Below are 20,785 nucleotides of genomic sequence, written 5' to 3'. Positions count from 1 at the left end.
GCCAGGGAGCCCCTATGATGCCGCTTTCTTCGCAGTTACAGCAGCACTGGCAGACGGTCGCTGACCGCCTGCCAGCGTATTTCCCCGTCGCCGAACTGAGCCCGCAGGCCAGGTCGGTGATGGCGTTCAGTGATTTTGTCGAACAGAGTGTGATCGCCCAGCCTGGCTGGCTGAACGAGCTTGCCCAGTCTTCACCGGAGGCGGAAGAGTGGCGGCATTATGAGACCTGGCTGCAGGAACGCCTGCAGGCGGTGGCTGACGAAGCGGGGTTGATGCGAGAGCTGCGTCTTTTCCGCCGTCATATGATGGTCCGCATCGCCTGGGCGCAGGCGCTGTCGCTGGTAAGCGAAGAAGAGACGCTGCAGCAGTTGAGCGTCCTGGCGGAGACCCTGATTGTCGCCGCCCGCGACTGGCTGTACGCCGCCTGCTGTAAAGAGTGGGGAACGCCCTGCAATGCCGAGGGCCAGCCGCAGCCGCTGCTGATCCTCGGGATGGGAAAGCTGGGCGGCGGAGAGCTGAACTTCTCTTCCGATATCGATCTGATTTTTGCCTGGCCCGAGCATGGCGCCACCCGCGGCGGCCGCCGCGAGCTGGATAACGCCCAGTTCTTTACCCGCCTGGGGCAGCGGCTTATCAAGGCGCTCGACCAGCCGACGCAGGACGGCTTTGTTTATCGGGTGGACATGCGCCTGCGGCCGTTTGGCGACAGCGGGCCGCTGGTGCTCAGCTTTGCGGCGCTGGAGGATTATTACCAGGAGCAGGGCCGGGACTGGGAACGCTACGCGATGGTGAAAGCGCGGATCATGGGCGATAACGACGACGCCTACGCCAGCGAGCTGCGCGCGATGCTTCGCCCCTTCGTCTTCCGCCGCTATATCGACTTCAGCGTGATCCAGTCGCTGCGTAACATGAAAGGCATGATCGCTCGCGAAGTGCGGCGTCGCGGGCTGAAAGACAACATCAAGCTCGGCGCCGGCGGGATCCGTGAAATTGAGTTTATCGTGCAGGTCTTTCAGCTGATCCGCGGCGGTCGCGAACCTGCGCTGCAGCAGCGGGCGCTGCTGCCGACGCTGGCGGCGATTGATGAGCTGCATCTGCTGCCGGAAGGCGACGCGACGCTGCTGCGCGCGGCCTATCTGTTCCTGCGCCGGCTGGAAAATCTGCTGCAGAGCATCAACGATGAGCAGACTCAGACTCTGCCGCAGGATGAACTGAACCGCGCCAGGCTGGCGTGGGGGATGCATACCGACGACTGGGAGACGCTGAGCGCGCAGCTGGCGAGCCATATGGCCAGCGTGCGGCGGGTGTTTAATGAGCTGATCGGCGATGATGAGGCCCAGTCGCCGGATGAGCAGCTGGCGGAGTACTGGCGCGAACTGTGGCAGGATGCGCTGGAAGAAGATGACGCCAGCCCGGCGCTGGCGCATTTAAACGACGCCGACCGCCGCAGCGTGCTGGCGCTGATTGCTGATTTCCGTAAAGAGCTGGATCGGCGCACCATCGGCCCGCGAGGCCGCCAGGTGCTGGATCAACTGATGCCGCATCTGCTGAGCGAAATCTGCTCGCGCGCCGATGCGCCTCTGCCTCTGGCGCGGATCACGCCGCTGTTGACCGGGATCGTCACTCGCACCACCTATCTTGAGCTACTGAGCGAATTCCCCGGCGCGCTGAAGCACCTGATTACGCTCTGCGCGGCGTCGCCGATGGTCGCCAGCCAGCTGGCGCGCCACCCGCTGCTGCTTGATGAACTGCTGGATCCCAACACCCTCTATCAGCCGACGGCGACCGATGCCTATCGCGACGAGCTGCGCCAGTATCTGCTGCGCGTGCCGGAAGAGGATGAAGAGCAGCAGCTGGAGGCATTGCGCCAGTTCAAGCAGGCGCAGCAGCTGCATATCGCCGCGGCGGATATCGCCGGCACGCTGCCGGTGATGAAGGTCAGCGATCACTTAACCTGGCTTGCCGAAGCGATCCTCGACGCGGTGGTGCAGCAGGCATGGGGACAGATGGTGGCCCGCTACGGCCAGCCGACCCACCTGCACGATCGCCAGGGGCGCGGCTTCGCCGTCGTCGGCTACGGCAAGCTCGGCGGCTGGGAGCTGGGCTACAGTTCCGATCTCGACCTGGTGTTCCTCCATGACTGCCCGGCGGAGGTGATGACCGACGGCGAGCGGGAGATCGACGGCCGTCAGTTCTACCTGCGGCTGGCTCAGCGGATCATGCATCTGTTCAGCACCCGCACCTCGTCCGGTATTCTCTACGAAGTTGACGCCCGGCTGCGCCCTTCCGGCGCGGCGGGGATGCTGGTCACCACCGCCGACGCGTTTGCCGACTATCAGCAGAACGAAGCCTGGACATGGGAGCATCAGGCGCTGGTGCGCGCTCGCGTGGTCTATGGCGACCCGGCGCTGCAAGCGCGATTTGACGCCATTCGTCGCGATATCCTGACCACCGAGCGGGATGGCGCGACCCTGCAGACCGAAGTTCGCGAGATGCGTGAGAAGATGCGCGCCCACCTCGGCAATAAACATGCCGATCGTTTTGATATCAAAGCCGATGCCGGTGGGATCACGGATATTGAATTTATTACCCAGTATCTGGTCCTACGCTATGCCAGCGACAAGCCGAAGTTGACCCGCTGGTCTGATAACGTGCGTATTCTCGAGCTGCTGGCGCAGAACGACATCATGGACGAGGAGGAAGCGCGAGCCTTAACGCACGCGTACACCACCTTGCGTGATGCGCTCCATCACCTGGCCCTGCAGGAGCTGCCGGGACACGTGGCGCCAGAGGCATTCAGCCGGGAGCGTGAGCAGGTCAGCGCCAGCTGGCAGAAGTGGCTGATGGCTTAACTATAAAATCGGGTGTGCTATTATCGCGCGCAAAGTTTGCGTCTCGCAGGAGAGAGTCATGAAAGTAACGCTGCCGGAGTTTGAACGTGCAGGAGTGTTGGTGGTGGGTGATGTGATGCTGGACCGCTACTGGTACGGCCCCACCAGTCGTATTTCCCCGGAAGCCCCGGTGCCGGTGGTGAAGGTGGAAAATATCGAAGAACGTCCTGGCGGCGCGGCAAACGTAGCGATGAACATCGCCTCCCTGGGGGCGACGTCGCGCCTGGTGGGATTGACCGGGATTGATGACGCCGCCCGCGCGCTGAGCCAGGCGCTGGCCAACGTCAATGTGAAGTGCGACTTTGTCTCCGTCCCGACACACCCGACCATCACCAAGCTGCGGGTGCTGTCGCGCAACCAGCAGCTGATCCGCCTCGACTTTGAAGAGGGCTTTTCCGGCGTTGATCCGCAGCCGATGCACGAGCGCATTCAGCAGGCGCTGGGCTCGATTGGCGCGCTGGTTCTCTCGGACTACGCTAAAGGGGCGCTGACCAGCGTCCAGACGATGATCAAGCTCGCCCGTGAAGCAGGCGTGCCGGTGCTGATCGATCCGAAAGGCACCGATTTCGAACGCTATCGCGGCGCGACGCTGCTCACCCCGAACCTCTCTGAGTTTGAAGCGGTGGTGGGCAAGTGCCAGGATGAAGCGGAGATCGTTGAGCGCGGCATGAAGCTTATCGCCGAATTCGAACTGTCAGCGCTGCTGGTGACGCGCTCTGAGCAGGGGATGACGCTGCTGCAGCCGGGGCGTCCGCCGCTGCATATGCCGACCCAGGCTCAGGAAGTGTACGATGTCACCGGCGCCGGCGACACGGTGATTGGCGTGCTGGCGGCGACCCTGGCCTCCGGCAACACCCTGGAAGAGGCCTGCTATTTCGCCAACGCTGCGGCGGGCGTGGTGGTTGGTAAGCTGGGGACCTCCACCGTTTCTCCGGTCGAACTGGAAAATGCGGTTCGCGGCCGGGCTGAGACCGGCTTCGGCGTGATGAGCGAAGCGGAACTCAAACAGGCGGTAGCGGCCGCGCGCAAGCGCGGCGAGAAAGTGGTCATGACCAATGGCGTCTTCGACATTCTGCACGCCGGCCATGTCTCCTATCTGGCGAATGCGCGCAAACTGGGCGACCGTCTGATCGTGGCGGTCAACAGCGATGCCTCCACCAAACGACTGAAAGGCGAAACCCGCCCGGTGAACCCGCTGGAGCAGCGGATGATCGTACTGGGGGCGCTGGAGGCGGTCGACTGGGTGGTCTCCTTCGAAGAAGATACACCGCAGCGCCTGATTGCCGGGATCCTGCCGGATCTGCTGGTGAAAGGCGGCGACTACAAACCGGAGCAGATCGCCGGCAGTGAAGAGGTCTGGGCGAACGGTGGCGAAGTGCTGGTGCTCAACTTTGAAGATGGTTGCTCAACCACCAACATTATTAAGAAAATACAAAAAGATAGCGAAAAATAACCGTTTCGCTATTCCCCCGCCATAACGGTGCGGCATCACGGCCTGCGATAGCGATATCGCGGGCCGTTTTTATTTAATGATGTGGAAAATGATTTGGCGCAATAAATAATCATATTAAGCGCATTTTTCGTACAAATGGCGTTAAGGTAAGCGTAAATACTGAAGTGAGTAAAAGGCATATGACTGATCAGAACATCCACCGCTGAAGGAGTATGCGCATGAACCATAACGACATGTATTCAATGAAGAATTTTGATTTTTTGGCACGGAGTTTCGCCAGAATGCACGCCCAGGGCCAGCCAGTTGATCTTCAGGCCATTGTCGGCAATATGGATGAAGAACATCGTGAATGGTTTTGCCAGCGCTATGAACTGTACTGCCGTCAGGTCAACAGCCCGGCGGAAGCCGCACACTAAGCCAACGCAAACGGGCCCCTGAGGGCCCGTTTTTTTACTGCTGCTCTTCGCTGCCAGGCGTCGTCGCCGGGCGGTTTTCGAGGTCATTCAGGCGCTGTTCCAGCAGCGCCAGTTTTTCGCGGGTCCGCAGCAGAACCTGAGTCTGCACGTCAAACTCTTCGCGGCTAACCAGGTCCAGACGGGTCAGCTGCGACTGCAGCGCCTGGCGGATTTTCTTTTCAACATCCTCACCCAGATCGCGAAGTCCTTTTGGCATCGACTCATGGACCTGGCGGGCGATTTGTTCAATTTTTTTCGGGTCAATCATGGTGGTTTCCTGCTCGGGTCGGATGATTGATCATTGTAGTGCGAACCAGGCCGCCTATAAACCAGAAATGTTTGAAGCTTATGCATTGCCGAGGATAGTCAATAGCGTTATAGTTATCTCGCTTATTCTCAGGGCGGGGCGAAATTCCCCACCGGCGGTAAATCAACCATGGCGTTGAAAGCCCGCGAGCGCTTCCCGTGACTACGGGAAGGTCAGCAGATCCGGTGTAATTCCGGGGCCGACGGTTAAAGTCCGGATGGGAGAGAGTAACGGCACAGTCGGGCCCAGGCCCGCTCGCGTTGACTTTTGCCGCTAAACCGGCGCTCCTAAGACTGCCCTGATTCTGGTAACCATAATTTTAATGAGGTTTTTTTACCATGAATCAGACGCTCCTTTCTTCTTTTGGTACCGCTTTTGAACGTGTGGAACACGCTTTGGACGCCCTGCGCGAAGGCCGCGGCGTGATGGTGCTTGACGATGAAGACCGTGAAAACGAAGGCGATATGATCTTCGCCGCCGAAACCATGACCGTAGAGCAGATGGCGCTGACCATTCGTCACGGCAGCGGCATTGTGTGCCTGTGCCTGACCGAAGATCGCCGCAAACAGCTGGATCTGCCGATGATGGTGGAGAACAACACCAGCGCCTACGGCACCGGCTTTACCGTCACCATCGAAGCGGCGAAAGGCGTGACCACCGGCGTTTCCGCTGCTGACCGCGTGACCACCGTCCGCGCGGCGATTGCCGACGGAGCGAAACCTTCCGATCTCAACCGTCCTGGCCACGTTTTCCCGCTGCGGGCGCAGCCGGGCGGCGTACTGACCCGCGGCGGCCACACCGAAGCCACTATTGACCTCGTGACCCTCGCTGGCTTCAAACCGGCAGGCGTGCTGTGCGAGCTGACCAATGACGATGGCACCATGGCGCGCGCGCCGGAGTGCATCGCGTTCGCTCAGCAGCACAATATGGCGGTGGTCACGATTGAAGATCTGGTGGCCTATCGTCGCGAACATGAGCGTAAAGCCAGCTAATCAGCGGCTCACAACGCCAGTGAAAACAGCCCGCTTATTAGTGGGCTGTTTTGTTTCTGTGCCTTAACCGATGCCCATCGTCTGGAGCACCACCAGACTCAGCCCCATCACCGACATCCCGCACAGGACGCCATAGCTCGGGTTGCTTTGCGGATCGATCTCTTTCGCCAGCGGCATCAGTTCATCGACCGACAGCGCCACCATAATCCCGGCGACGGCGGCCATGATTGCGCCCATGACCATCGGCGAGACCAGGCTACCCAGAATCAGCCACGCCAGCACGCCGCCCAAAATCTCCGCCATGCCGGAAAGACCGGCCCAGAGCACCGCCTTACTGCGCGATCCGGTGGCGGCATATACCGGCCCGGCAACGGCCAGTCCTTCAGGAATATTGTGCAGGGCGACGGCAAGCGCCACACCCATGCCAAGCTCGAGGTTGTTGCTGGCCGTGACATAGGTGGCGATCCCTTCCGGAAAGTTATGCAGGCTGATACCCAACGTCAGCAGAATGGCGGTGCGGCGTAAATTGCGCGGGCGCGGCGCGGCGGGGGTCATCAAATCCTGCGGGTGGGCATGCGGCAGCAGGCGATCGAGACCAAAGTAGCCCAGCAGGCCGAAAACAAACATTCCGTAGCCGAGCAGCGGCGACATGTCCTCGGCGGCCAGCGCGGCAGGCAGCATTTCCATCAACGAAATCAACAGCATGATCCCGGCGGCAAAGCCGAGGGAGAAGCCCAGCAGGCGGTTAGAAGGTTTCTGGCCAATCACGCCGAAAATGGCGCCTATAAAGGTTGCGCTACCGGCTAACAGCGTCAATATTAAGGGTGATGACATCGCTTCTCTCCCTGCGAAAATAAGTGCATAGGAGTATATTGCCTGAGGATGCGCGTACGGGACAGCTCCCTTTACCGCGAATTACATTCAAATTTTCTGACGATCATCATCATGGTTATCTGAGTTTATCCTGGCGCAAAAGCGCGTAATGTGAGCACATCACATTGACACCCTAAGGATATCATCATGTCCCGTACCCGAATGCCCGCGTTGTTTCTCGGCCATGGCAGCCCAATGAACGTGCTGGAAGACAACCGCTATACCCGCGCCTGGGCTCACCTGGGCGAAACCCTGCCGCGTCCGAAAGCGATCGTGGTGGTCTCTGCGCACTGGTTCACGCGCGGTACGGGCGTGACGGCGATGGAGGCCCCGAAGACCATTCACGACTTTGGCGGTTTCCCGCAGGCGCTGTATGACACCCATTACCCGGCGCCGGGCTCCCCGGCGCTGGCGCAACGGCTGGTGGAGCTGCTCTCGCCGGTGCCGGTCACTCTCGATAAAGAAGCCTGGGGATTTGACCATGGCTCGTGGGGCGTGCTGATCAAGATGTATCCGCAGGCGGATATCCCGATGGTTCAGCTGAGCATCGACAGCACCAAACCGCCGGCCTGGCATCTCGAAATGGGGCGAAAGCTGGCCTCGCTGCGTGATGAAGGGATTATGCTGGTGGCCAGCGGCAACGTGGTGCACAACCTGCGTACCGCCCGCTGGCATGGCGAGAACACGCCGTATCCGTGGGCGGAGTCCTTCAACAACTACGTGAAGGCGAATCTGCAGTGGCAGGGCCCGGACGATCAGCACCCGCTGGTTAACTACCTGGCACACGAAGGGGGCTCGCTCTCCAACCCAACGGCGGAGCATTTCCTGCCGCTGTTATACGTGCTGGGGGCATGGGATGGCGTTGAGGCGATTTCGACCCCGGTCGATGGCATCGAGATGGGTTCGCTGAGTATGCTGTCGGTGGTGGTTGGCGCCTGATAAAAATTGAGCTCCGGCGGCGGTATCGTCGCCGGAGCGCGACATTATTCGACGAAAATGTGCGGATAGAAACGCGACAGATCCTGGGTAATCAGCGCCCGGTCTTCACGAATGCCGATCCCGGCGGGCTGATCGTTGATGAGCCAGCTGCCAATCAGCGTGTAGCTGTCACCAAACTTCGGCAGCGGGTAAAATTCCTGCACGATAGTGCCTTCTTCCCCATACGGACCTTCCACCGACTCCACCACCTTGCCCTGTTCAACGATCGACACGTTGGCGCCTTCGCGGGAGAAGATTGGCTTAATGACGTACTTCTCCATCTCCGGATGGGCATCTTCGCTGAAGTAAGCCGCCAGCAGATTCGGATGATTAGGGAACATTTCCCACAGCATCGGCAGCAGCGCTTTGTTGGAGATGATGCTCTTCCACGCCGGCTCCAGCCAGCGGACGCCGGCGTCTTCCAGCTTGGTGGAAAACATCTCCCGCAGCATAAACTCCCACGGATAGAGCTTGAACAGGTTGCCAATCACCTGATCCTGGAGATCGGTAAACTGGCCTTTTTCACCCAGACCAATATCTTCGATGTAGAGGAATTCCGTCGCCAGCCCCGCCTCGGCGGCGCAGTCCTGCAGATATTGCACGGTGCCGCGATCTTCAACGGTATCGCGGCAGCAGGCCATATGCAGCAGCTGGAAGCCAAACTGCTCGCGCAGCTCACCGAAGCGATCGATTAGCTTTTCCTGCAGGCTGTTGAACTGATCGCTGCCCGCCGGCAGCTTGCCGGCGTTGAGCTGGTCTTCCAGCCAGATCCACTGGAAGAAGGCCGCTTCATACAGCGAGGTCGGCGTGTCGGCATTGTTCTCCAGCAGCTTCGGCTCGCCGACGCCATCCCAGGCCAGGTCGAGACGTGAGTAGAGTGACGGCTGGTTGGTTTTCCACGACTGGCGCACAAAGCCCCAGGTGTGTTTAGGGATGCGGAATTTGGCCATCAGCTCATCGCTGGCGATCACTTTTTCCACCACCTGAAGACACATCTGATGCAGCTCGGCGGTGACCTCCTCCAGCTTTTCCACCTGGGCGAGGCTCAGCTTGTAATAAGCCTCTTCGCTCCAGTAGGGCTCGCCGTACATGGTGTGGAAGTTGAAGCCGTATTCGGTCGCTTTCTCGCGCCAGTCCGGGCGCTCGGTAATGCTGACTCTTTCCATGTTGCTTAGCCGCCCATTGAGCGAGAAGAGGAGGTGGAGCCTGCGGCGCTACGCTGCATGGTCGACTGCTTCGCCACCGACTCGCCGAAGCCCCCGCGGGTGACGGTGGTGGTGGTCGCTGGCTTCGGCGCCATCGCGGTTTTCGGCACGTTCATGGTGCGGCCCGGCTGGGCGGCGCCATAGCTCTTGCCGCTGGCGTCAGTGTACTGACCGTAGGCCGGGCTGGCCGGGTTTTTGGAGCTGAACAGCGGCTGCTGTTGCGCCATGCCGCCGCCCATCAGGCGGCCCATCATGTAGCCGGCCATCAGCGGCATCCAGAAGCTGCCGCTGCTTTGCGCCTGCGCCTGGTTTTCCGGGGCGACGCCCGCCTGGGCAGGCGTTTGCTGGCACTGGCCTTCGCCAAACTCGGCGACGCAGTCTTCGCGGGTGGCATATTTCGGCGCGGTGCGCTCTGCCTCTTTCACCGCGTTGGTGTAGGCCGTGGTGCATTCGGCTGCTTTGCCCGGGTTGGCGGCGGAGCAGTCATCGGCGTTCTGGTACAGCGAGACCGTTTCGTCGCTTTTTTCACAACCGGCAAGCATAAAGACCGCGGTGACGGCCAGGGCGACCGGCGTCAGGTGGCGTGCGCTCCAGCTTTTGCGGAACGACGAATGATTAATATTTTTTGTCCGTTTCATATTTGTCTTCCAGGACCCAGTGGTATGGCGTGTGTTAACGCTCAGGATAGAGGATGAGTGGTGGAAAATGAAGCGAAGAGGGGCGCTAAGCGGGGGATCTTTACGTTGCCTTACGTTTAACGCATCGCCTGTCCGGCGGACAGGCGATGCGCGTCACAGTATGAGAATTACTGACGGAACGGATTGCTGCCGCTGCTTTGGGTCGTCGTCCGTGCAGACGCCGGCTTCACGGCCGCGGTCGTGTTGCCGTAACCGTCGGCAGTGGCATCCTGCTGCGGATTTTCCGGCGCGACGCTGTCCGCGGAGGTGGAGATCGGTTTGCCCAGGGTGTTGTTCAGGGCGACCAGATCCTGCTCGTTCAGCGTACCTAACGCCGACTTGATGTTCAGCTCGTTGATCAGGTAGTTGTAGCGCGCATTCGAGAGCTGCTGTTTGGCGTTATACAGCGTGGTGGTGGCGTCGAGGACGTCAACGATAGTACGGGTACCCACCGAGTAGCCTGCTTCCATCGCATCCAGGGAGCTTTGCGCAGAGACCACCGCCTGTTTGTAGGCGTTGATGCTGCTGATAGAGGCATTCACGTTGTTAAACGAAGAACGCACGGTCTGGACCACGCTGCGGTGAGCGCTTTCCAGCTGCTCGCTGGCGCCGACGAAGTTGTACTGCGCCTGTTTAACCTGCGAGTTAACCATCCCGCCCTGATACAGCGGCATGGAGAAGCTCAGGCCGATTTTGTTCTGACCGATATCAGCATCTTGCGCGATGCTGTTTGAGCCGCTGTAGCGGTTGTTGGAAACGCCCGACGAGGCATTCAAATCCAGGGTCGGTAAATGGCCGTCCTGCGCCTGGCGAATCTGCTCGCGGGCCAGATCCTGGCTCAGACGCGCCTGCAGCAGCGACAGGTTGCGGTTCTCCGCTTCCTTCAGCAGGGCGTTCACCGCCTGCGGTTTGCTGGTTTTGAAGCCGTCTACGTTCAGGGAGGCCAGCTCCGGGTAGTAGTTGCCGGTAACCTGGCGCAGCTCTTCCACGGCGTTGTCGAGATCGTTACGCGCGGTCACTTCGTTCGCCAGCACGGCGTCGTATTGTGAACGGGCGTTCTGCACGTCGGTGATCGCCACCAGACCGACGTTAAAGCGCTGGGTGGTTTGATCCAACTGGCGGTAAATAGCCTGTTTCTGCGCTTCGGTATAAGAGAGCGTGTCGATGGCGGCCAGCACTTTGAAGTAGGCCGTCGCGGTATTCAGAATCAGCGTTTGCTGATCGGTCTGATACGTGACATCCTGAATGCCTGCCGTTTTTTCCTGCAGCGTCAGGGCGCGCCATTTCGACATATCAAACAGAACCTGCGTTAACTGCAGCGAGCCGCTGGTGACGTTAGAATTCTGGTCTTTATAATCACGGAAGCCGCTGGTATAGGTATAATCCGCTCCCAGCCCGAGCTGAGGCAGTAATGGACTGCGCGCTTCGTTGATCTTTTCGAACGCGGCGTCACGATCGGCTGCCGATTTACGCAGATCGGGGTTGCTGATGCGCGCCTGCTGGTAAACCTGAAGCAGGTTTTCCGCCTGGCTCATGGCGCTGAACCCGGTCAGGCTCAGGCCGATAAGAATGGGGAGCAATTTCTTCATTTGCATTCCTTGTTGTGAAGCATTTAGCGCTGGTCTAATTCTAAGAAAAATTCCGCTGATTGTATCGATTCTGCCGCCGTAAAAAGTTGGCGTTACGTGCCATCCGGCGGTAATTTGCACCAATCTAACATACGGACCGTAAAACGGTAGCCAAACGGTCTGGAAATCCCTCATTTCGGATTAGCAGGACATGACAATGAGCAAACCCATTCACCAGGGAATTACCTTCTCCAAAAATGATGTAGAAATTATTGCACGCGAAACGCTGTATCGTGGTTTTTTTTCGCTCGATTTATACCGTTTTCGCCACCGTCTGTTTAACGGCGGCATGAGCGGCGAAGTCACCCGTGAAATTTTTGAGCGCGGGCATGCCGCCGTCTTGCTACCCTTTGACCCGGTGCGGGACGAAGTGGTGCTGGTCGAACAAATCCGTATCGCCGCCTATGATACCAGCGAGAGCCCTTGGCTGCTGGAAATGGTCGCCGGCATGATCGAGGCGGGTGAGACGGTAGAAGATGTCGCCCGTCGGGAAGCGCTGGAGGAGGCCGGCCTTGAAGTTGGGCGGACGAAACCAATATTAAGCTATCTGGCCAGTCCTGGCGGCACCAGCGAACGGTTATCGATCCTGGTGGGCGAAGTTGATGCATCGACGGCAAAAGGCATTCACGGCCTGGCCGAGGAAAATGAGGATATTCGGGTGCATGTGGTGAGCCGGGAGCAGGCTTACCAGTGGGTAGAAGAGGGGAAAATCGACAACGCAGCCTCTGTCATCGCCTTGCAATGGCTGCAATTGCATTATCACAATTTACGAAACGAGTGGACAAAATGAAGCGTTATACACCTGACTTCCCTGAGATGATGCGCCTGTGCGAGACCAATTTCGCCCAGTTGCGCCGCCTGTTGCCGCGAACGGATGCAGCGGGTGAGAAGGTGAGCTATCAGGTGGGAAGCGCGCAATATCGGTTAACGATAACGGAATCAACCCGCTACACTACACTGGTGGCGATAGAGCAGACTCTGCCAGCGGTGAGCTACTGGAGTCTGCCGTCGATGACCGTTCGCCTCTACCATGACGCCATGGTGGCCGAAGTGTGTTCGAGTCAGCAGATCTTTCGCTTCAAAGCGCGATATGATTATCCTAATAAAAAGTTGCATCAACGCGACGAAAAGCATCAAATTAACCAGTTTCTGGCCGACTGGCTGCGTTACTGTTTAGCACATGGAGCGATGGCGATTCCGGTTTGTTAGCGTCGTTAAACCTAAGGACACCATTTGGAAAGCCTGTTAAACCTACCTCTGGCTGGTGAGGCCAGAGTCAGGATCTTACAAATTACTGATACTCACCTGTTTGCTGAAAAACATGAAACGTTGTTAGGCATCAATACCTGGGAAAGCTATCAGGCCGTACTGTCGGCCATTCATGCCTCACAGCGTCCATGCGATTTGATTGTCGCAACAGGCGATTTGGCGCAGGATCACTCCTCCGCGGCCTACCAGCATTTTGCTGAGGGCATCGCGAGTTTCGCTGCACCCTGCGTCTGGCTACCGGGCAACCATGATTTCCAGCCGGCGATGTACAGCACCCTGCAGGAGTCGGGCATTTCCCCCGCCAAGCGCGTGTTTCTCGGCGACCACTGGCAGATCCTGCTGCTGGACAGCCAGGTGTTTGGCGTTCCCCATGGCGAGCTGAGCGACTTCCAGCTGGAATGGCTCGAACATAAGCTGGCGGAGGCGCCGGAGCGTTATACCTTACTCCTGCTGCATCATCATCCGCTGCCGGCCGGCTGCAGCTGGCTGGATCAACACAGTCTGCGCAACGCCGGCGCGCTGGACAGCGCGCTGAGCGCCTGGCCGCGGGTGAAGCATCTGCTGTGCGGCCATATTCATCAGGAGCTGGATCTCGACTGGAATGGCCGACGTATGATGGCGACGCCGTCGACCTGCGTTCAGTTCAAACCGCACTGCGCCAATTTCACCCTCGATACGGTGTCGCCGGGCTGGCGCTGGCTGGAGCTTCACCCTGACGGAACGCTGACCACCGAAGTGTGCCGCCTGGAAGGCGCGGCGTTTCATCCGGATATTGCTTCAGAAGGCTACTGATGGCGACGCTCCTTTATCTGCACGGCTTTAACAGTTCTCCGCGCTCGGCGAAGGCGACGGCGTTAAAGACCTGGCTGGCGCAGCACTATCCTGAGATCGCCATGGTGGTGCCGGAGCTGCCGCCTTACCCGGCGGAAACGGCGGAGCTGCTGGAGTCCATCGTGCTGGAGCACGGCGGCGAGCCGCTGGGGGTCGTAGGGTCGTCGCTGGGCGGCTACTACGCGACCTGGCTGTCGCAGTGCTTTATGCTGCCAGCGGTAGTGGTTAACCCGGCGGTGCGGCCGTTTGAGCTGCTGAACAATTTTCTCGGCCACAATGAGAATCCGTACACCGGGCAGCAATATGTGCTAGAGTCTCGCCATATTTACGATCTCAAAGTCATGCAAATCGACCCGCTCGAAGCGCCGGATTTACTCTGGCTGCTGCAGCAGACCGGGGATGAAGTGCTTGATTACCGCCAGGCCGTTCATTACTACGCCTCCTGCCGGCAGACGGTGGAGGAGGGCGGTAATCACGCATTTGTCGGCTTTGACGATCATTTCACTCAGATTATCGAATTTCTCGGCTTGTGCTAAACGGCCCTGAACGACCTACGAATACACACCATGACGCAATCTTCATATAACGCTGATGCCATTGAGGTACTCACCGGGCTAGAGCCGGTGCGCCGCCGTCCGGGCATGTATACCGACACCACCCGTCCTAACCATCTTGGTCAGGAAGTGATTGATAACAGTGTGGACGAAGCGCTGGCAGGCCATGCTAAACGCGTGGAAGTGATCCTGCACGCCGACCAGTCCCTCGAGGTGATTGACGACGGGCGCGGGATGCCGGTCGACATTCACCCGGAAGAGGGGGTGCCGGCGGTTGAACTGATCCTCTGCCGGCTGCACGCGGGCGGTAAGTTTTCCAACAAAAATTACCAGTTTTCCGGCGGTCTGCACGGGGTGGGGATTTCGGTGGTCAACGCCCTGTCAAAACGCGTGGAGGTCAACGTGCGTCGCGACGGTCAGGTCTACAGCATCGCCTTTGAGAATGGTGAGAAAGTAGAGGACCTGCACGTCACCGGCACCTGCGGTAAACGCAACACCGGGACCAGCGTCCATTTCTGGCCGGACGAAAGCTTCTTCGATAGCCCGCGCTTCTCCGTTTCGCGTTTGACCCACTTGTTAAAAGCGAAAGCGGTGCTGTGCCCGGGCGTGGAAATTGTTTTCCGCGACCAGGTCAACAACAGCGAGCAGAGCTGGTGCTATGCCGATGGCCTTAACGACTACCTGAGCGAAGCGGTGAACGGCCTGCCGCTGCTGCCGGAAAAACCCTTCGTCGGCACCTTCTCCGGCGAGACGGAAGCGGTGGACTGGGCGCTGCTGTGGCTGCCGGAAGGCGGCGAGCTGCTGACCGAGAGCTACGTCAACCTGATCCCGACCATGCAGGGCGGGACGCACGTCAACGGCCTGCGTCAGGGGCTGCTGGACGCGATGCGTGAGTTCTGCGAGTACCGTAATATCCTGCCGCGCGGGGTGAAACTGTCGGCGGAAGATATCTGGGATCGCTGCGCCTACGTGCTGTCGGTGAAGATGCAGGATCCGCAGTTCGCCGGGCAAACCAAAGAGCGCCTGTCGTCGCGCCAGTGCGCGGCGTTCGTCTCCGGCGTGGTGAAAGACGCCTTCAGCCTGTGGCTGAACCAGAACGTGCAGGCCGCGGAGCTGCTGGCGGAGATGGCCATTTCCAGCGCCCAGCGCCGTCTGCGCGCCGCCAAGAAAGTGGTGCGCAAAAAGCTGACCAGCGGTCCGGCGCTGCCGGGTAAGCTGGCCGACTGCACCGCCCAGGATCTGAACCGTACCGAGCTGTTCCTCGTCGAAGGGGATTCGGCGGGCGGTTCCGCCAAGCAGGCGCGCGATCGTGAATATCAGGCGATCATGCCGCTGAAAGGCAAGATCCTGAATACCTGGGAAGTCTCTTCCGATGAAGTGTTAGCTTCGCAAGAAGTACACGACATTTCGGTGGCGATTGGGATTGACCCGGATAGCGATGATTTAAGCCAGCTGCGCTACGGCAAAATTTGTATTCTGGCGGATGCGGACTCCGATGGTCTGCACATCGCCACGCTGCTGTGCGCGCTGTTTGTGAGACATTTCCGTACCCTGGTGAAAGAGGGGCACGTCTACGTGGCGCTGCCGCCGCTGTACCGTATCGACCTCGGCAAAGAGGTCTACTACGCGCTGACGGAAGAAGAAAAAACCGGTGTGCTGGAGCAGCTGAAGCGTAAGAAGGGCAAGCCAAACGTCCAGCGCTTTAAAGGTCTCGGCGAGATGAACCCGATGCAGCTGCGGGAAACCACCCTCGACCCGAATACCCGCCGCCTGGTGCAGCTGGTGATCAGCGATGAGGATGAGCAGCAGACCACGGCGATGATGGATATGCTGCTGGCCAAGAAGCGTTCCGAAGATCGTCGTAACTGGCTGCAGGAGAAGGGCGATATGGCGGACCTGGAAGTGTAAGACCGCGCGCTGCGCCAGACGTAAAAGGGAGCCTCAGGCTCCCTTTTCTTATTTCGTTTCTGCGTCAGCGGGCTTAGACGCCGGCCTGCAGGATACGGATGTTGGTCTCCAGCACATCGCCTTTGACCGCTTCCGACCAGGCTTTCATGTGCGGGGTCTGCAGGTGCGCTTCAAGATGCGCGACGCTTTCCCACTGTTCCACCATGACGATAGAGTCAGGAGCGGTGGTCTGGAAGCTGACGCCAGCGGCATGATCCACCATGGGCGCATAGCCGTGGCAGCCTGCTTCCTGCAAAACGGTCGGAATAATTTTCGCGAACTGATCGAGAACCGCCTGGCGGTGGTGCTGGCCCGGGCGGGTACGGATTTCTGCAATCACTGTTAACATGGTTAACTCAACTCCTTCTGTGTGGATCTTGTCATACTCCAGGTTCGAATAACTCGAAATATGTAGAGCATAGACCCCTAGTTAACCAAAAATTTCCGCCAGATGCTTGCGATATTCTGCGATATAGCGTGGGACATCAGGCATTTTAATCACGTCGTTGGCGATAAAGGTTGGCAGCGCCTCCATACCCAGGAACTGGTTGGCTTTATGGAACGGCAGGTAAACGCCGTCAACGCCGACGCCGTGGAAGAACTGTTCTTCGTCGGTGAAGGCTTCCATCGGCGCGTTCCAGGTCAGGGAGAGCATATATTTTTTCCCTTGCACCAGGCCGCCGGAGCCATATTTTTTGCTGGCGTCGGAGCGGGTACGGCCGTCGCTGGCGTACAGTGAGCCGTGGCCTTCGGTAAAGACGTCATCCATATATTTTTTCACCGTCCACGGGGCGCCCATCCACCAGCCCGGCATCTGCCAGATCACCACATCGGCCCAGAGGAAATTCTGCACTTCGGCTTTTACGTCGTACTCGCTGTCGGCGCGAACGCTTTTAACATCGTGTCCGGCGTCGCGCAGATAACTCTCCGCGACCTCGGTCAGGGTGTCGTTCAGCTGGCCATTCGAGTGCGCGAATTTTTTTGCGCCATTGATAATCAGGATGTTGCTCATCATTTGTCCTCAATCTTGAAAATTTGCCGACGATCTTACCCCGCGAAGCGGGGCAGTAAAATGAGCAAAATGTGCAAAGTCTTTTGCTAAATGAGCAATAATATCGCTACCAGTCAACGCGGGCTTCGAAGCCGCCGTCGCGGGCATTGGCAAACTCGACGCGCATGCCGTGCAGCGAGGCGATGCGCCGGACGATCGACAAGCCCAGGCCGCTGCCCGTAGCATCCTGACCCGGCGGGCGGTAGAAACGCTCGCCGATGCGCGCCAGCGCCTGCGGGCTGATGCCGGGGCCGTTATCGCGTACCCGAAACTCGCGGGCGTTGAGGGTGATATCGACCTGGCTGCCGCGCGGGCTGTAGCGCACCGCGTTATCCAGCAGATTGCGCACCAGCAGGCTGAGGAGCAGCGGCTGGCCGGTGCGGGAGATGCCAGAGACATTAAGATGCAGGCGCAGCTCAATCCCGGCCTGCTGCGCCGGGTGGTACATCTCCATTACCGCCGACTGCAGCAGATCGTCGATGGCGACCGGCTGCACGTCGTCCAGCTGGGCGAGCGAGTCCAGCCGCGACAGCGTCAGCAGCTGATCCACCAGACGGGTGGCGCGATCGATCCCCTGATGGAGCTGAGCCAGGGCTTTCTCACGCCCTTGTGGATCGTCCAGAGAGAGCTGGGCGACTTCAGTCTGCACCTTCAGCGCCGCCAGCGGGCTGCGCAGCTCGTGGGCGGCATCAGAGGTAAACCGACGCTCGCGCAGCATGACGTCGTGGGTGCGCTGGAACAGCTGATTCAGCGCCTCGACCAGCGGGCGGACTTCAGTGGGGATCTTCTCCACGCTGAGCGATTCCGCCGAGTCCGGCGCGCGCAGGCGCAGCGTGCGCGCCAGATGTTTCAACGGCGCCAGTTCGCGGCTTAACAGCACGATGAGCAGCACGAACATCAGCGGCAGGGCGATCATCCACGGCGTTAGCTGCGAGGTAACAATGTCCATCGCCATTTCGCGGCGATAATCCCACTCCTGGCCGACGGCGATACGGTGGCGGCCATCGGCGGTGGTTAACCACAGGAAGCGCCACTCGTCATCATCGCCGCGCAGGTAGCCATCGCTGAAGCCCTCGCGCTGCGAGTGCCATTGAATATCCTCCCCGTTTTCGCCGTCGTTAAGCACCATTTTGCCGTCGCGGGTGAAGATGGCGAACGCCAGCGCATCGTCGTCGATATGCCCGTGGCGCACCTTTTTCTTTTCCCCGAGCGATGTCGGCGGGGCGCGGAGCTCTTCGAAATTCATGACGCTCAGGCGTCGGGCGAACAGCAGCTGCTGGGTATCAAACAGCTTATCCAGCTTTTTACTGGTCTGCTGCCAGGCGATCACGCTGGCCACCCCCCAGGCGGCGGCGGTCAGCACGGCAAACAGCAGCGTCAGACGCAGGCGCAGGCTCAGGCGGGCAAGTCGTTTCATGCGTCACCCAGGGTATAGCCGATGCCGTGGACGGTGCGGATAAATTCACTGCCGAGTTTGCGGCGCAGATGATGGACGTGAACTTCCACGGCGTTGCTGGAGACCTCGTCGTCCCAGGTGTAGAGCTTTTCTTCAATAAGCTTACGCGGCAGTACGCGCCCGGCGTTACGCAGCAGCAGTTCCAGCAGGGCGAACTCCTTCGGCTTCAGCGTCAGGCTTTCGCCGTCGAGGCTGGCGGTTAAGCGGTTCGGGTCAAGGCTCACCTTGCCGTGGCGCAGCTCACTGCTGCTCTGGCCGTGGGCGCGGCGGATCAATGCTTCGAGGCGGGCCGCTACCTCAATCAGGGCGAAAGGTTTGCACAGATAATCATCGGCGCCCAGGCGCAGCCCCTCCACCCGCTGGCTGAGCGCATCGCGGGCGGTGAGGATCAGCACCGGCTCATGGCGGCCTTTGTCGCGCCACTCGCGCAGAATATCGAGGCCATCGATGCCGGGAAGGGTGAGATCAAGAATTGCCGCGTCGTAGGGGGCGCTGTATAAGGCGTTTTTGCCCTCCAGCCCGGCGGTAAACCAGTCGATGCTGAAGCCCATTTTGCTCAGCCCGGCCTTGACGCCATCGCCGATTAACTTGTCATCTTCCACCAATAATATGCGCATTTTCCCTCCTGCCAACCCGGCTGCTCTGCGCAGTAAACCGCGTTGCGACCGGGGTTGTACAGCATTAAAATTTCTTTTTTCCCCTTAAGAAGTCGTTAAGTTTTGTCGGGCGTAATAGGAGCCATATCAACACGAAGGGAGAACACATCATGAAGAAAATTGCTGCGATGACCGCGATCGTTGCCCTGGTTTCCATGCCGGTGCTGGCTGCCGGACAGGGCGGGTATACCGGTCCTTCTGCGACCTCGCCGGCAAGTTCGACCACCCAGGGCGGCGGATTTACCGGCCCGAGCGGCGCGGTCACCACCGTCACCAATGTCAAATCGCTGCGGGACGATACCTGGGTGACCCTGCGGGGCAAAATTACCGAGCGCGTGTCCGACGATCTGTATAAGTTCCAGGATGCTACCGGGGTGATCAATGTCGATATCGACCACAAACGCTGGAACGGCGTCACCGTCGGCCCGCAGGACACGGTAGAAATTCAGGGGGAAGTCGATAAGGACTGGAACTCAGTGGAGATCGACGTTAAACAGATCCGTAAAATCACGCCATAAGTCTCCGGCGGATAAGCGCAAGATCGGTCAGGAATCGCTATCCTCGCTCTGTCAGAGTATGTCGCGAGGAGGAGACGATGAACGATATTAAGGCCAGCCCGGCGTATGTCGGGCGCTTCCAGCGCGTCTGTAGATACATTGCGCGTCATCTTGATGAGCCGCTGTCGCTGGAAGCGCTGAGCGCGATAGCGCACAGTTCGCCTTACCATTTTCACCGGCAATTTAGCGCGTATACCGGCATTCCCTTGTACCGGTATATTCAGTGGTTACGTCTGCGACGCGCCTGTTGGCGCCTGGCGTTCAACCCCCGCGATAAAATCATCGACATTGCCCTTGATGCCGGATTTCAGAATGCGGAGTCGTTCAGCCGTGCCTTCCGTACCGCGTTTGACCAAAGCCCGACCCAGTTCCGTCAGCAACCGGACTGGGCCGAGTGGCATCGACGCGTACCGAAACATACGCTACAGGAGCAAACGTCGATGGACGTCAATATCATTTCGTTCCCCACCACCCGGGTAGCCGTCCTGCAACATCGTGGCAGCCCGGACCTTGTCAACGCCACCGCCGCGCGTTTTATCACCTGGCGTAAGACGAGCGGATTATCGCCCGTTGCCACCAGCGAAACCTGGGGGATCGCCTGGGACGATCCGCAGACTACCCCGCAGGAGGCATTTCGTTTTGATCTCTGCGGTACGGTCGAACGGCCGGTTGGTGAAAACGCCTTTGGCGTGATTAACGGCGAAATCCCCGGCGGACGCTGCGCCGTCGTGCGCCATCACGGCTCGCTGGACACCCTGGCGAACAGCGTTTGGTATCTCTATCGCGACTGGTTACCCGCTTCAGGCGAGACGTTACGGGATTTTCCGGTCTACTTCCGTTACCACAATTTTGTCCACCAGGTGGCTGAGCATGAGCTGCAAACCGATATTTATCTGCCGCTGGCCTGATTAAGGTGACGGAATCCTCAACCGATCTCACGGCCTGTGACTCAGGGCGTGAGATCGGGTATTATCGCGGGTAGTTTTGCCGTCCGAACGGTCGGTA

The 20,785-nt window shown here is 59.3% G+C and carries 21 protein-coding genes, 1 pseudogene and 1 riboswitch; of the genes and pseudogenes, 12 read left to right on the top strand and 10 right to left on the bottom strand.

Going from position 1 to position 20,785, the window contains the following annotated elements:
* Nucleotides 1–14: 14 nt before the first annotated feature.
* Nucleotides 15–2,852: a bifunctional [glutamate--ammonia ligase]-adenylyl-L-tyrosine phosphorylase/[glutamate--ammonia-ligase] adenylyltransferase gene (gene glnE, locus ACOI6Z_RS07995; RefSeq protein WP_074423639.1), complete on the top strand. Its 2,838-nt coding sequence runs from the start codon at nt 15–17 to the stop codon at nt 2,850–2,852.
* Nucleotides 2,853–2,910: 58 nt separating this feature from the next.
* Nucleotides 2,911–4,344 (top strand): bifunctional D-glycero-beta-D-manno-heptose-7-phosphate kinase/D-glycero-beta-D-manno-heptose 1-phosphate adenylyltransferase HldE, encoded by a 1,434-nt coding sequence (gene hldE / locus ACOI6Z_RS07990; protein WP_048295604.1) that lies wholly within the window; start codon nt 2,911–2,913, stop codon nt 4,342–4,344.
* Between the two features lie 80 nt (nt 4,345–4,424).
* On the opposite strand, the pseudogene ACOI6Z_RS07985 reads toward hldE, so the two are convergent.
* A pseudogene (locus ACOI6Z_RS07985) lies at nt 4,425–4,571 on the bottom strand (hypothetical protein); the annotation flags it as partial.
* On the opposite strand from ACOI6Z_RS07985, the gene glgS reads away from it, so the two are divergent.
* Nucleotides 4,563–4,760 (top strand): cell surface composition regulator GlgS, encoded by a 198-nt coding sequence (glgS, locus tag ACOI6Z_RS07980; protein WP_004205248.1) that lies wholly within the window; start codon nt 4,563–4,565, stop codon nt 4,758–4,760. The pseudogene ACOI6Z_RS07985 and the gene glgS sit on opposite strands and share 9 nt — an antisense overlap.
* A gap of 34 nt (nt 4,761–4,794) precedes the next feature.
* Here the strand turns inward: glgS and ubiK are convergent, their stop codons facing one another.
* Entirely contained in the window at nt 4,795–5,067 is a 273-nt protein-coding gene (gene ubiK / locus ACOI6Z_RS07975) for a ubiquinone biosynthesis accessory factor UbiK (protein WP_004174355.1), read from the bottom strand.
* A gap of 120 nt (nt 5,068–5,187) precedes the next feature.
* Nucleotides 5,188–5,339: riboswitch (FMN riboswitch) on the top strand.
* Between the two features lie 105 nt (nt 5,340–5,444).
* Between ubiK and ribB the strand changes: the two genes are divergently transcribed.
* Entirely contained in the window at nt 5,445–6,098 is a 654-nt protein-coding gene (gene ribB / locus ACOI6Z_RS07970) for a 3,4-dihydroxy-2-butanone-4-phosphate synthase (protein ID WP_004205247.1), read from the top strand.
* A gap of 63 nt (nt 6,099–6,161) precedes the next feature.
* Here the strand turns inward: ribB and zupT are convergent, their stop codons facing one another.
* Nucleotides 6,162–6,932 carry a zinc transporter ZupT gene (gene zupT / locus ACOI6Z_RS07965; RefSeq protein WP_017899746.1) on the bottom strand — a complete coding sequence of 257 codons (771 nt, stop codon included), beginning with the start codon at nt 6,930–6,932 and terminating at the stop codon, nt 6,162–6,164.
* Nucleotides 6,933–7,118: 186 nt separating this feature from the next.
* Between zupT and ygiD the strand changes: the two genes are divergently transcribed.
* Complete coding sequence (gene ygiD, locus ACOI6Z_RS07960; protein WP_004205244.1) at nt 7,119–7,910, top strand: 4,5-DOPA dioxygenase extradiol; 792 nt, start codon at nt 7,119–7,121, stop codon at nt 7,908–7,910.
* Between the two features lie 44 nt (nt 7,911–7,954).
* Here the strand turns inward: ygiD and ACOI6Z_RS07955 are convergent, their stop codons facing one another.
* The 3 genes from ACOI6Z_RS07955 to tolC all read right to left on the bottom strand — a co-directional run bounded on the left by ACOI6Z_RS07955 (nt 7,955) and on the right by tolC (nt 11,420).
* On the bottom strand, nt 7,955–9,115 hold the full coding sequence (locus tag ACOI6Z_RS07955; protein WP_017899748.1) for a glutathionylspermidine synthase family protein: 1,161 nt from the start codon (nt 9,113–9,115) through the stop codon (nt 7,955–7,957).
* Nucleotides 9,116–9,120: 5 nt separating this feature from the next.
* Complete coding sequence (locus ACOI6Z_RS07950; RefSeq protein ID WP_002916849.1) at nt 9,121–9,792, bottom strand: DUF1190 family protein; 672 nt, start codon at nt 9,790–9,792, stop codon at nt 9,121–9,123.
* A gap of 167 nt (nt 9,793–9,959) precedes the next feature.
* Complete coding sequence (gene tolC, locus ACOI6Z_RS07945; RefSeq protein ID WP_032454074.1) at nt 9,960–11,420, bottom strand: outer membrane channel protein TolC; 1,461 nt, start codon at nt 11,418–11,420, stop codon at nt 9,960–9,962.
* A gap of 196 nt (nt 11,421–11,616) precedes the next feature.
* Here tolC and nudF point away from each other — a divergent pair, with 196 nt between their 5' ends.
* The 5 genes from nudF to parE are packed head-to-tail and all read left to right on the top strand — an operon-like array spanning nt 11,617 to nt 16,021.
* Nucleotides 11,617–12,249, top strand: coding sequence for an ADP-ribose diphosphatase (gene nudF, locus ACOI6Z_RS07940; RefSeq protein ID WP_004205241.1), 633 nt, complete (start codon nt 11,617–11,619; stop codon nt 12,247–12,249).
* Entirely contained in the window at nt 12,246–12,668 is a 423-nt protein-coding gene (locus ACOI6Z_RS07935) for a DUF1249 family protein (protein WP_004205239.1), read from the top strand. Before nudF ends, ACOI6Z_RS07935 begins: the two co-directional genes overlap by 4 nt.
* Nucleotides 12,669–12,692: 24 nt before the next feature.
* The gene (cpdA, locus tag ACOI6Z_RS07930) at nt 12,693–13,520 is read left to right on the top strand and encodes a 3',5'-cyclic-AMP phosphodiesterase (protein ID WP_004205237.1); all 828 of its coding nucleotides are present in this window, start codon (nt 12,693–12,695) and stop codon (nt 13,518–13,520) included.
* Nucleotides 13,520–14,095, top strand: a complete 576-nt coding sequence (gene yqiA / locus ACOI6Z_RS07925) for an esterase YqiA (protein WP_065812815.1) — start codon at nt 13,520–13,522, stop codon at nt 14,093–14,095. The genes cpdA and yqiA overlap by 1 nt, the downstream gene beginning before the upstream one ends.
* Before the next feature lie 30 nt (nt 14,096–14,125).
* Nucleotides 14,126–16,021 (top strand): DNA topoisomerase IV subunit B, encoded by a 1,896-nt coding sequence (gene parE, locus ACOI6Z_RS07920; RefSeq protein ID WP_004205235.1) that lies wholly within the window; start codon nt 14,126–14,128, stop codon nt 16,019–16,021.
* Between the two features lie 73 nt (nt 16,022–16,094).
* Here parE and ACOI6Z_RS07915 read toward each other — a convergent pair whose 3' ends face one another.
* From ACOI6Z_RS07915 to qseB, 4 genes are all read right to left on the bottom strand, one after another.
* Entirely contained in the window at nt 16,095–16,409 is a 315-nt protein-coding gene (locus ACOI6Z_RS07915; protein ID WP_023291029.1) for a putative quinol monooxygenase, read from the bottom strand.
* Nucleotides 16,410–16,490: 81 nt separating this feature from the next.
* A complete protein-coding gene (locus ACOI6Z_RS07910; RefSeq protein WP_023291028.1) occupies nt 16,491–17,072 on the bottom strand; it encodes an NAD(P)H-dependent oxidoreductase in 582 nt (193 codons plus the stop codon).
* Between the two features lie 106 nt (nt 17,073–17,178).
* On the bottom strand, nt 17,179–18,528 hold the full coding sequence (gene qseC, locus ACOI6Z_RS07905; protein ID WP_023291027.1) for a quorum sensing histidine kinase QseC: 1,350 nt from the start codon (nt 18,526–18,528) through the stop codon (nt 17,179–17,181).
* Nucleotides 18,525–19,184: a quorum sensing response regulator transcription factor QseB gene (qseB, locus tag ACOI6Z_RS07900; protein ID WP_032454072.1), complete on the bottom strand. Its 660-nt coding sequence runs from the start codon at nt 19,182–19,184 to the stop codon at nt 18,525–18,527. Before qseB ends, qseC begins: the two co-directional genes overlap by 4 nt.
* 149 nt (nt 19,185–19,333) lie before the next feature.
* Between qseB and ACOI6Z_RS07895 the strand changes: the two genes are divergently transcribed.
* Together ACOI6Z_RS07895 and ACOI6Z_RS07890 are read left to right on the top strand one after the other, a co-directional pair.
* Nucleotides 19,334–19,741 carry a YgiW/YdeI family stress tolerance OB fold protein gene (locus ACOI6Z_RS07895; RefSeq protein ID WP_032454071.1) on the top strand — a complete coding sequence of 136 codons (408 nt, stop codon included), beginning with the start codon at nt 19,334–19,336 and terminating at the stop codon, nt 19,739–19,741.
* Between the two features lie 77 nt (nt 19,742–19,818).
* A complete protein-coding gene (locus ACOI6Z_RS07890) occupies nt 19,819–20,688 on the top strand; it encodes an AraC family transcriptional regulator (RefSeq protein WP_065812816.1) in 870 nt (289 codons plus the stop codon).
* Nucleotides 20,689–20,785 lie beyond the last annotated feature (97 nt).

Origin of the sequence: Klebsiella sp. C239, assembly GCF_048822715.1 — a bacterium.
GTDB lineage: Bacteria > Pseudomonadota > Gammaproteobacteria > Enterobacterales > Enterobacteriaceae > Klebsiella > Klebsiella quasipneumoniae.
Note: the sequence above shows the minus strand (reverse complement) of the source record. Positions and strands in the feature narration are given on the sequence as shown.

Bases quoted from the DNA above. Each gene is read 5' to 3' on its own strand.
- ACOI6Z_RS07890 (WP_065812816.1), top strand. From the start codon at position 19,819: ATGAACGATATTAAGGCCAGCCCGGCGTATGTCGGGCGCTTCCAGCGC.
- tolC (WP_032454074.1), bottom strand. From the start codon at position 11,420: ATGAAGAAATTGCTCCCCATTCTTATCGGCCTGAGCCTGACCGGGTTC.
- ACOI6Z_RS07895 (WP_032454071.1), top strand. From the start codon at position 19,334: ATGAAGAAAATTGCTGCGATGACCGCGATCGTTGCCCTGGTTTCCATG.
- zupT (WP_017899746.1), bottom strand. From the start codon at position 6,932: ATGTCATCACCCTTAATATTGACGCTGTTAGCCGGTAGCGCAACCTTT.
- ACOI6Z_RS07935 (WP_004205239.1), top strand. From the start codon at position 12,246: ATGAAGCGTTATACACCTGACTTCCCTGAGATGATGCGCCTGTGCGAG.
- parE (WP_004205235.1), top strand. From the start codon at position 14,126: ATGACGCAATCTTCATATAACGCTGATGCCATTGAGGTACTCACCGGG.
- ACOI6Z_RS07950 (WP_002916849.1), bottom strand. From the start codon at position 9,792: ATGAAACGGACAAAAAATATTAATCATTCGTCGTTCCGCAAAAGCTGG.
- ACOI6Z_RS07910 (WP_023291028.1), bottom strand. From the start codon at position 17,072: ATGAGCAACATCCTGATTATCAATGGCGCAAAAAAATTCGCGCACTCG.
- qseC (WP_023291027.1), bottom strand. From the start codon at position 18,528: ATGAAACGACTTGCCCGCCTGAGCCTGCGCCTGCGTCTGACGCTGCTG.
- glnE (WP_074423639.1), top strand. From the start codon at position 15: ATGATGCCGCTTTCTTCGCAGTTACAGCAGCACTGGCAGACGGTCGCT.
- qseB (WP_032454072.1), bottom strand. From the start codon at position 19,184: ATGCGCATATTATTGGTGGAAGATGACAAGTTAATCGGCGATGGCGTC.
- ubiK (WP_004174355.1), bottom strand. From the start codon at position 5,067: ATGATTGACCCGAAAAAAATTGAACAAATCGCCCGCCAGGTCCATGAG.
- glgS (WP_004205248.1), top strand. From the start codon at position 4,563: ATGAACCATAACGACATGTATTCAATGAAGAATTTTGATTTTTTGGCA.
- nudF (WP_004205241.1), top strand. From the start codon at position 11,617: ATGAGCAAACCCATTCACCAGGGAATTACCTTCTCCAAAAATGATGTA.
- hldE (WP_048295604.1), top strand. From the start codon at position 2,911: ATGAAAGTAACGCTGCCGGAGTTTGAACGTGCAGGAGTGTTGGTGGTG.
- ACOI6Z_RS07955 (WP_017899748.1), bottom strand. From the start codon at position 9,115: ATGGAAAGAGTCAGCATTACCGAGCGCCCGGACTGGCGCGAGAAAGCG.
- yqiA (WP_065812815.1), top strand. From the start codon at position 13,520: ATGGCGACGCTCCTTTATCTGCACGGCTTTAACAGTTCTCCGCGCTCG.
- ACOI6Z_RS07915 (WP_023291029.1), bottom strand. From the start codon at position 16,409: ATGTTAACAGTGATTGCAGAAATCCGTACCCGCCCGGGCCAGCACCAC.
- ygiD (WP_004205244.1), top strand. From the start codon at position 7,119: ATGTCCCGTACCCGAATGCCCGCGTTGTTTCTCGGCCATGGCAGCCCA.
- ribB (WP_004205247.1), top strand. From the start codon at position 5,445: ATGAATCAGACGCTCCTTTCTTCTTTTGGTACCGCTTTTGAACGTGTG.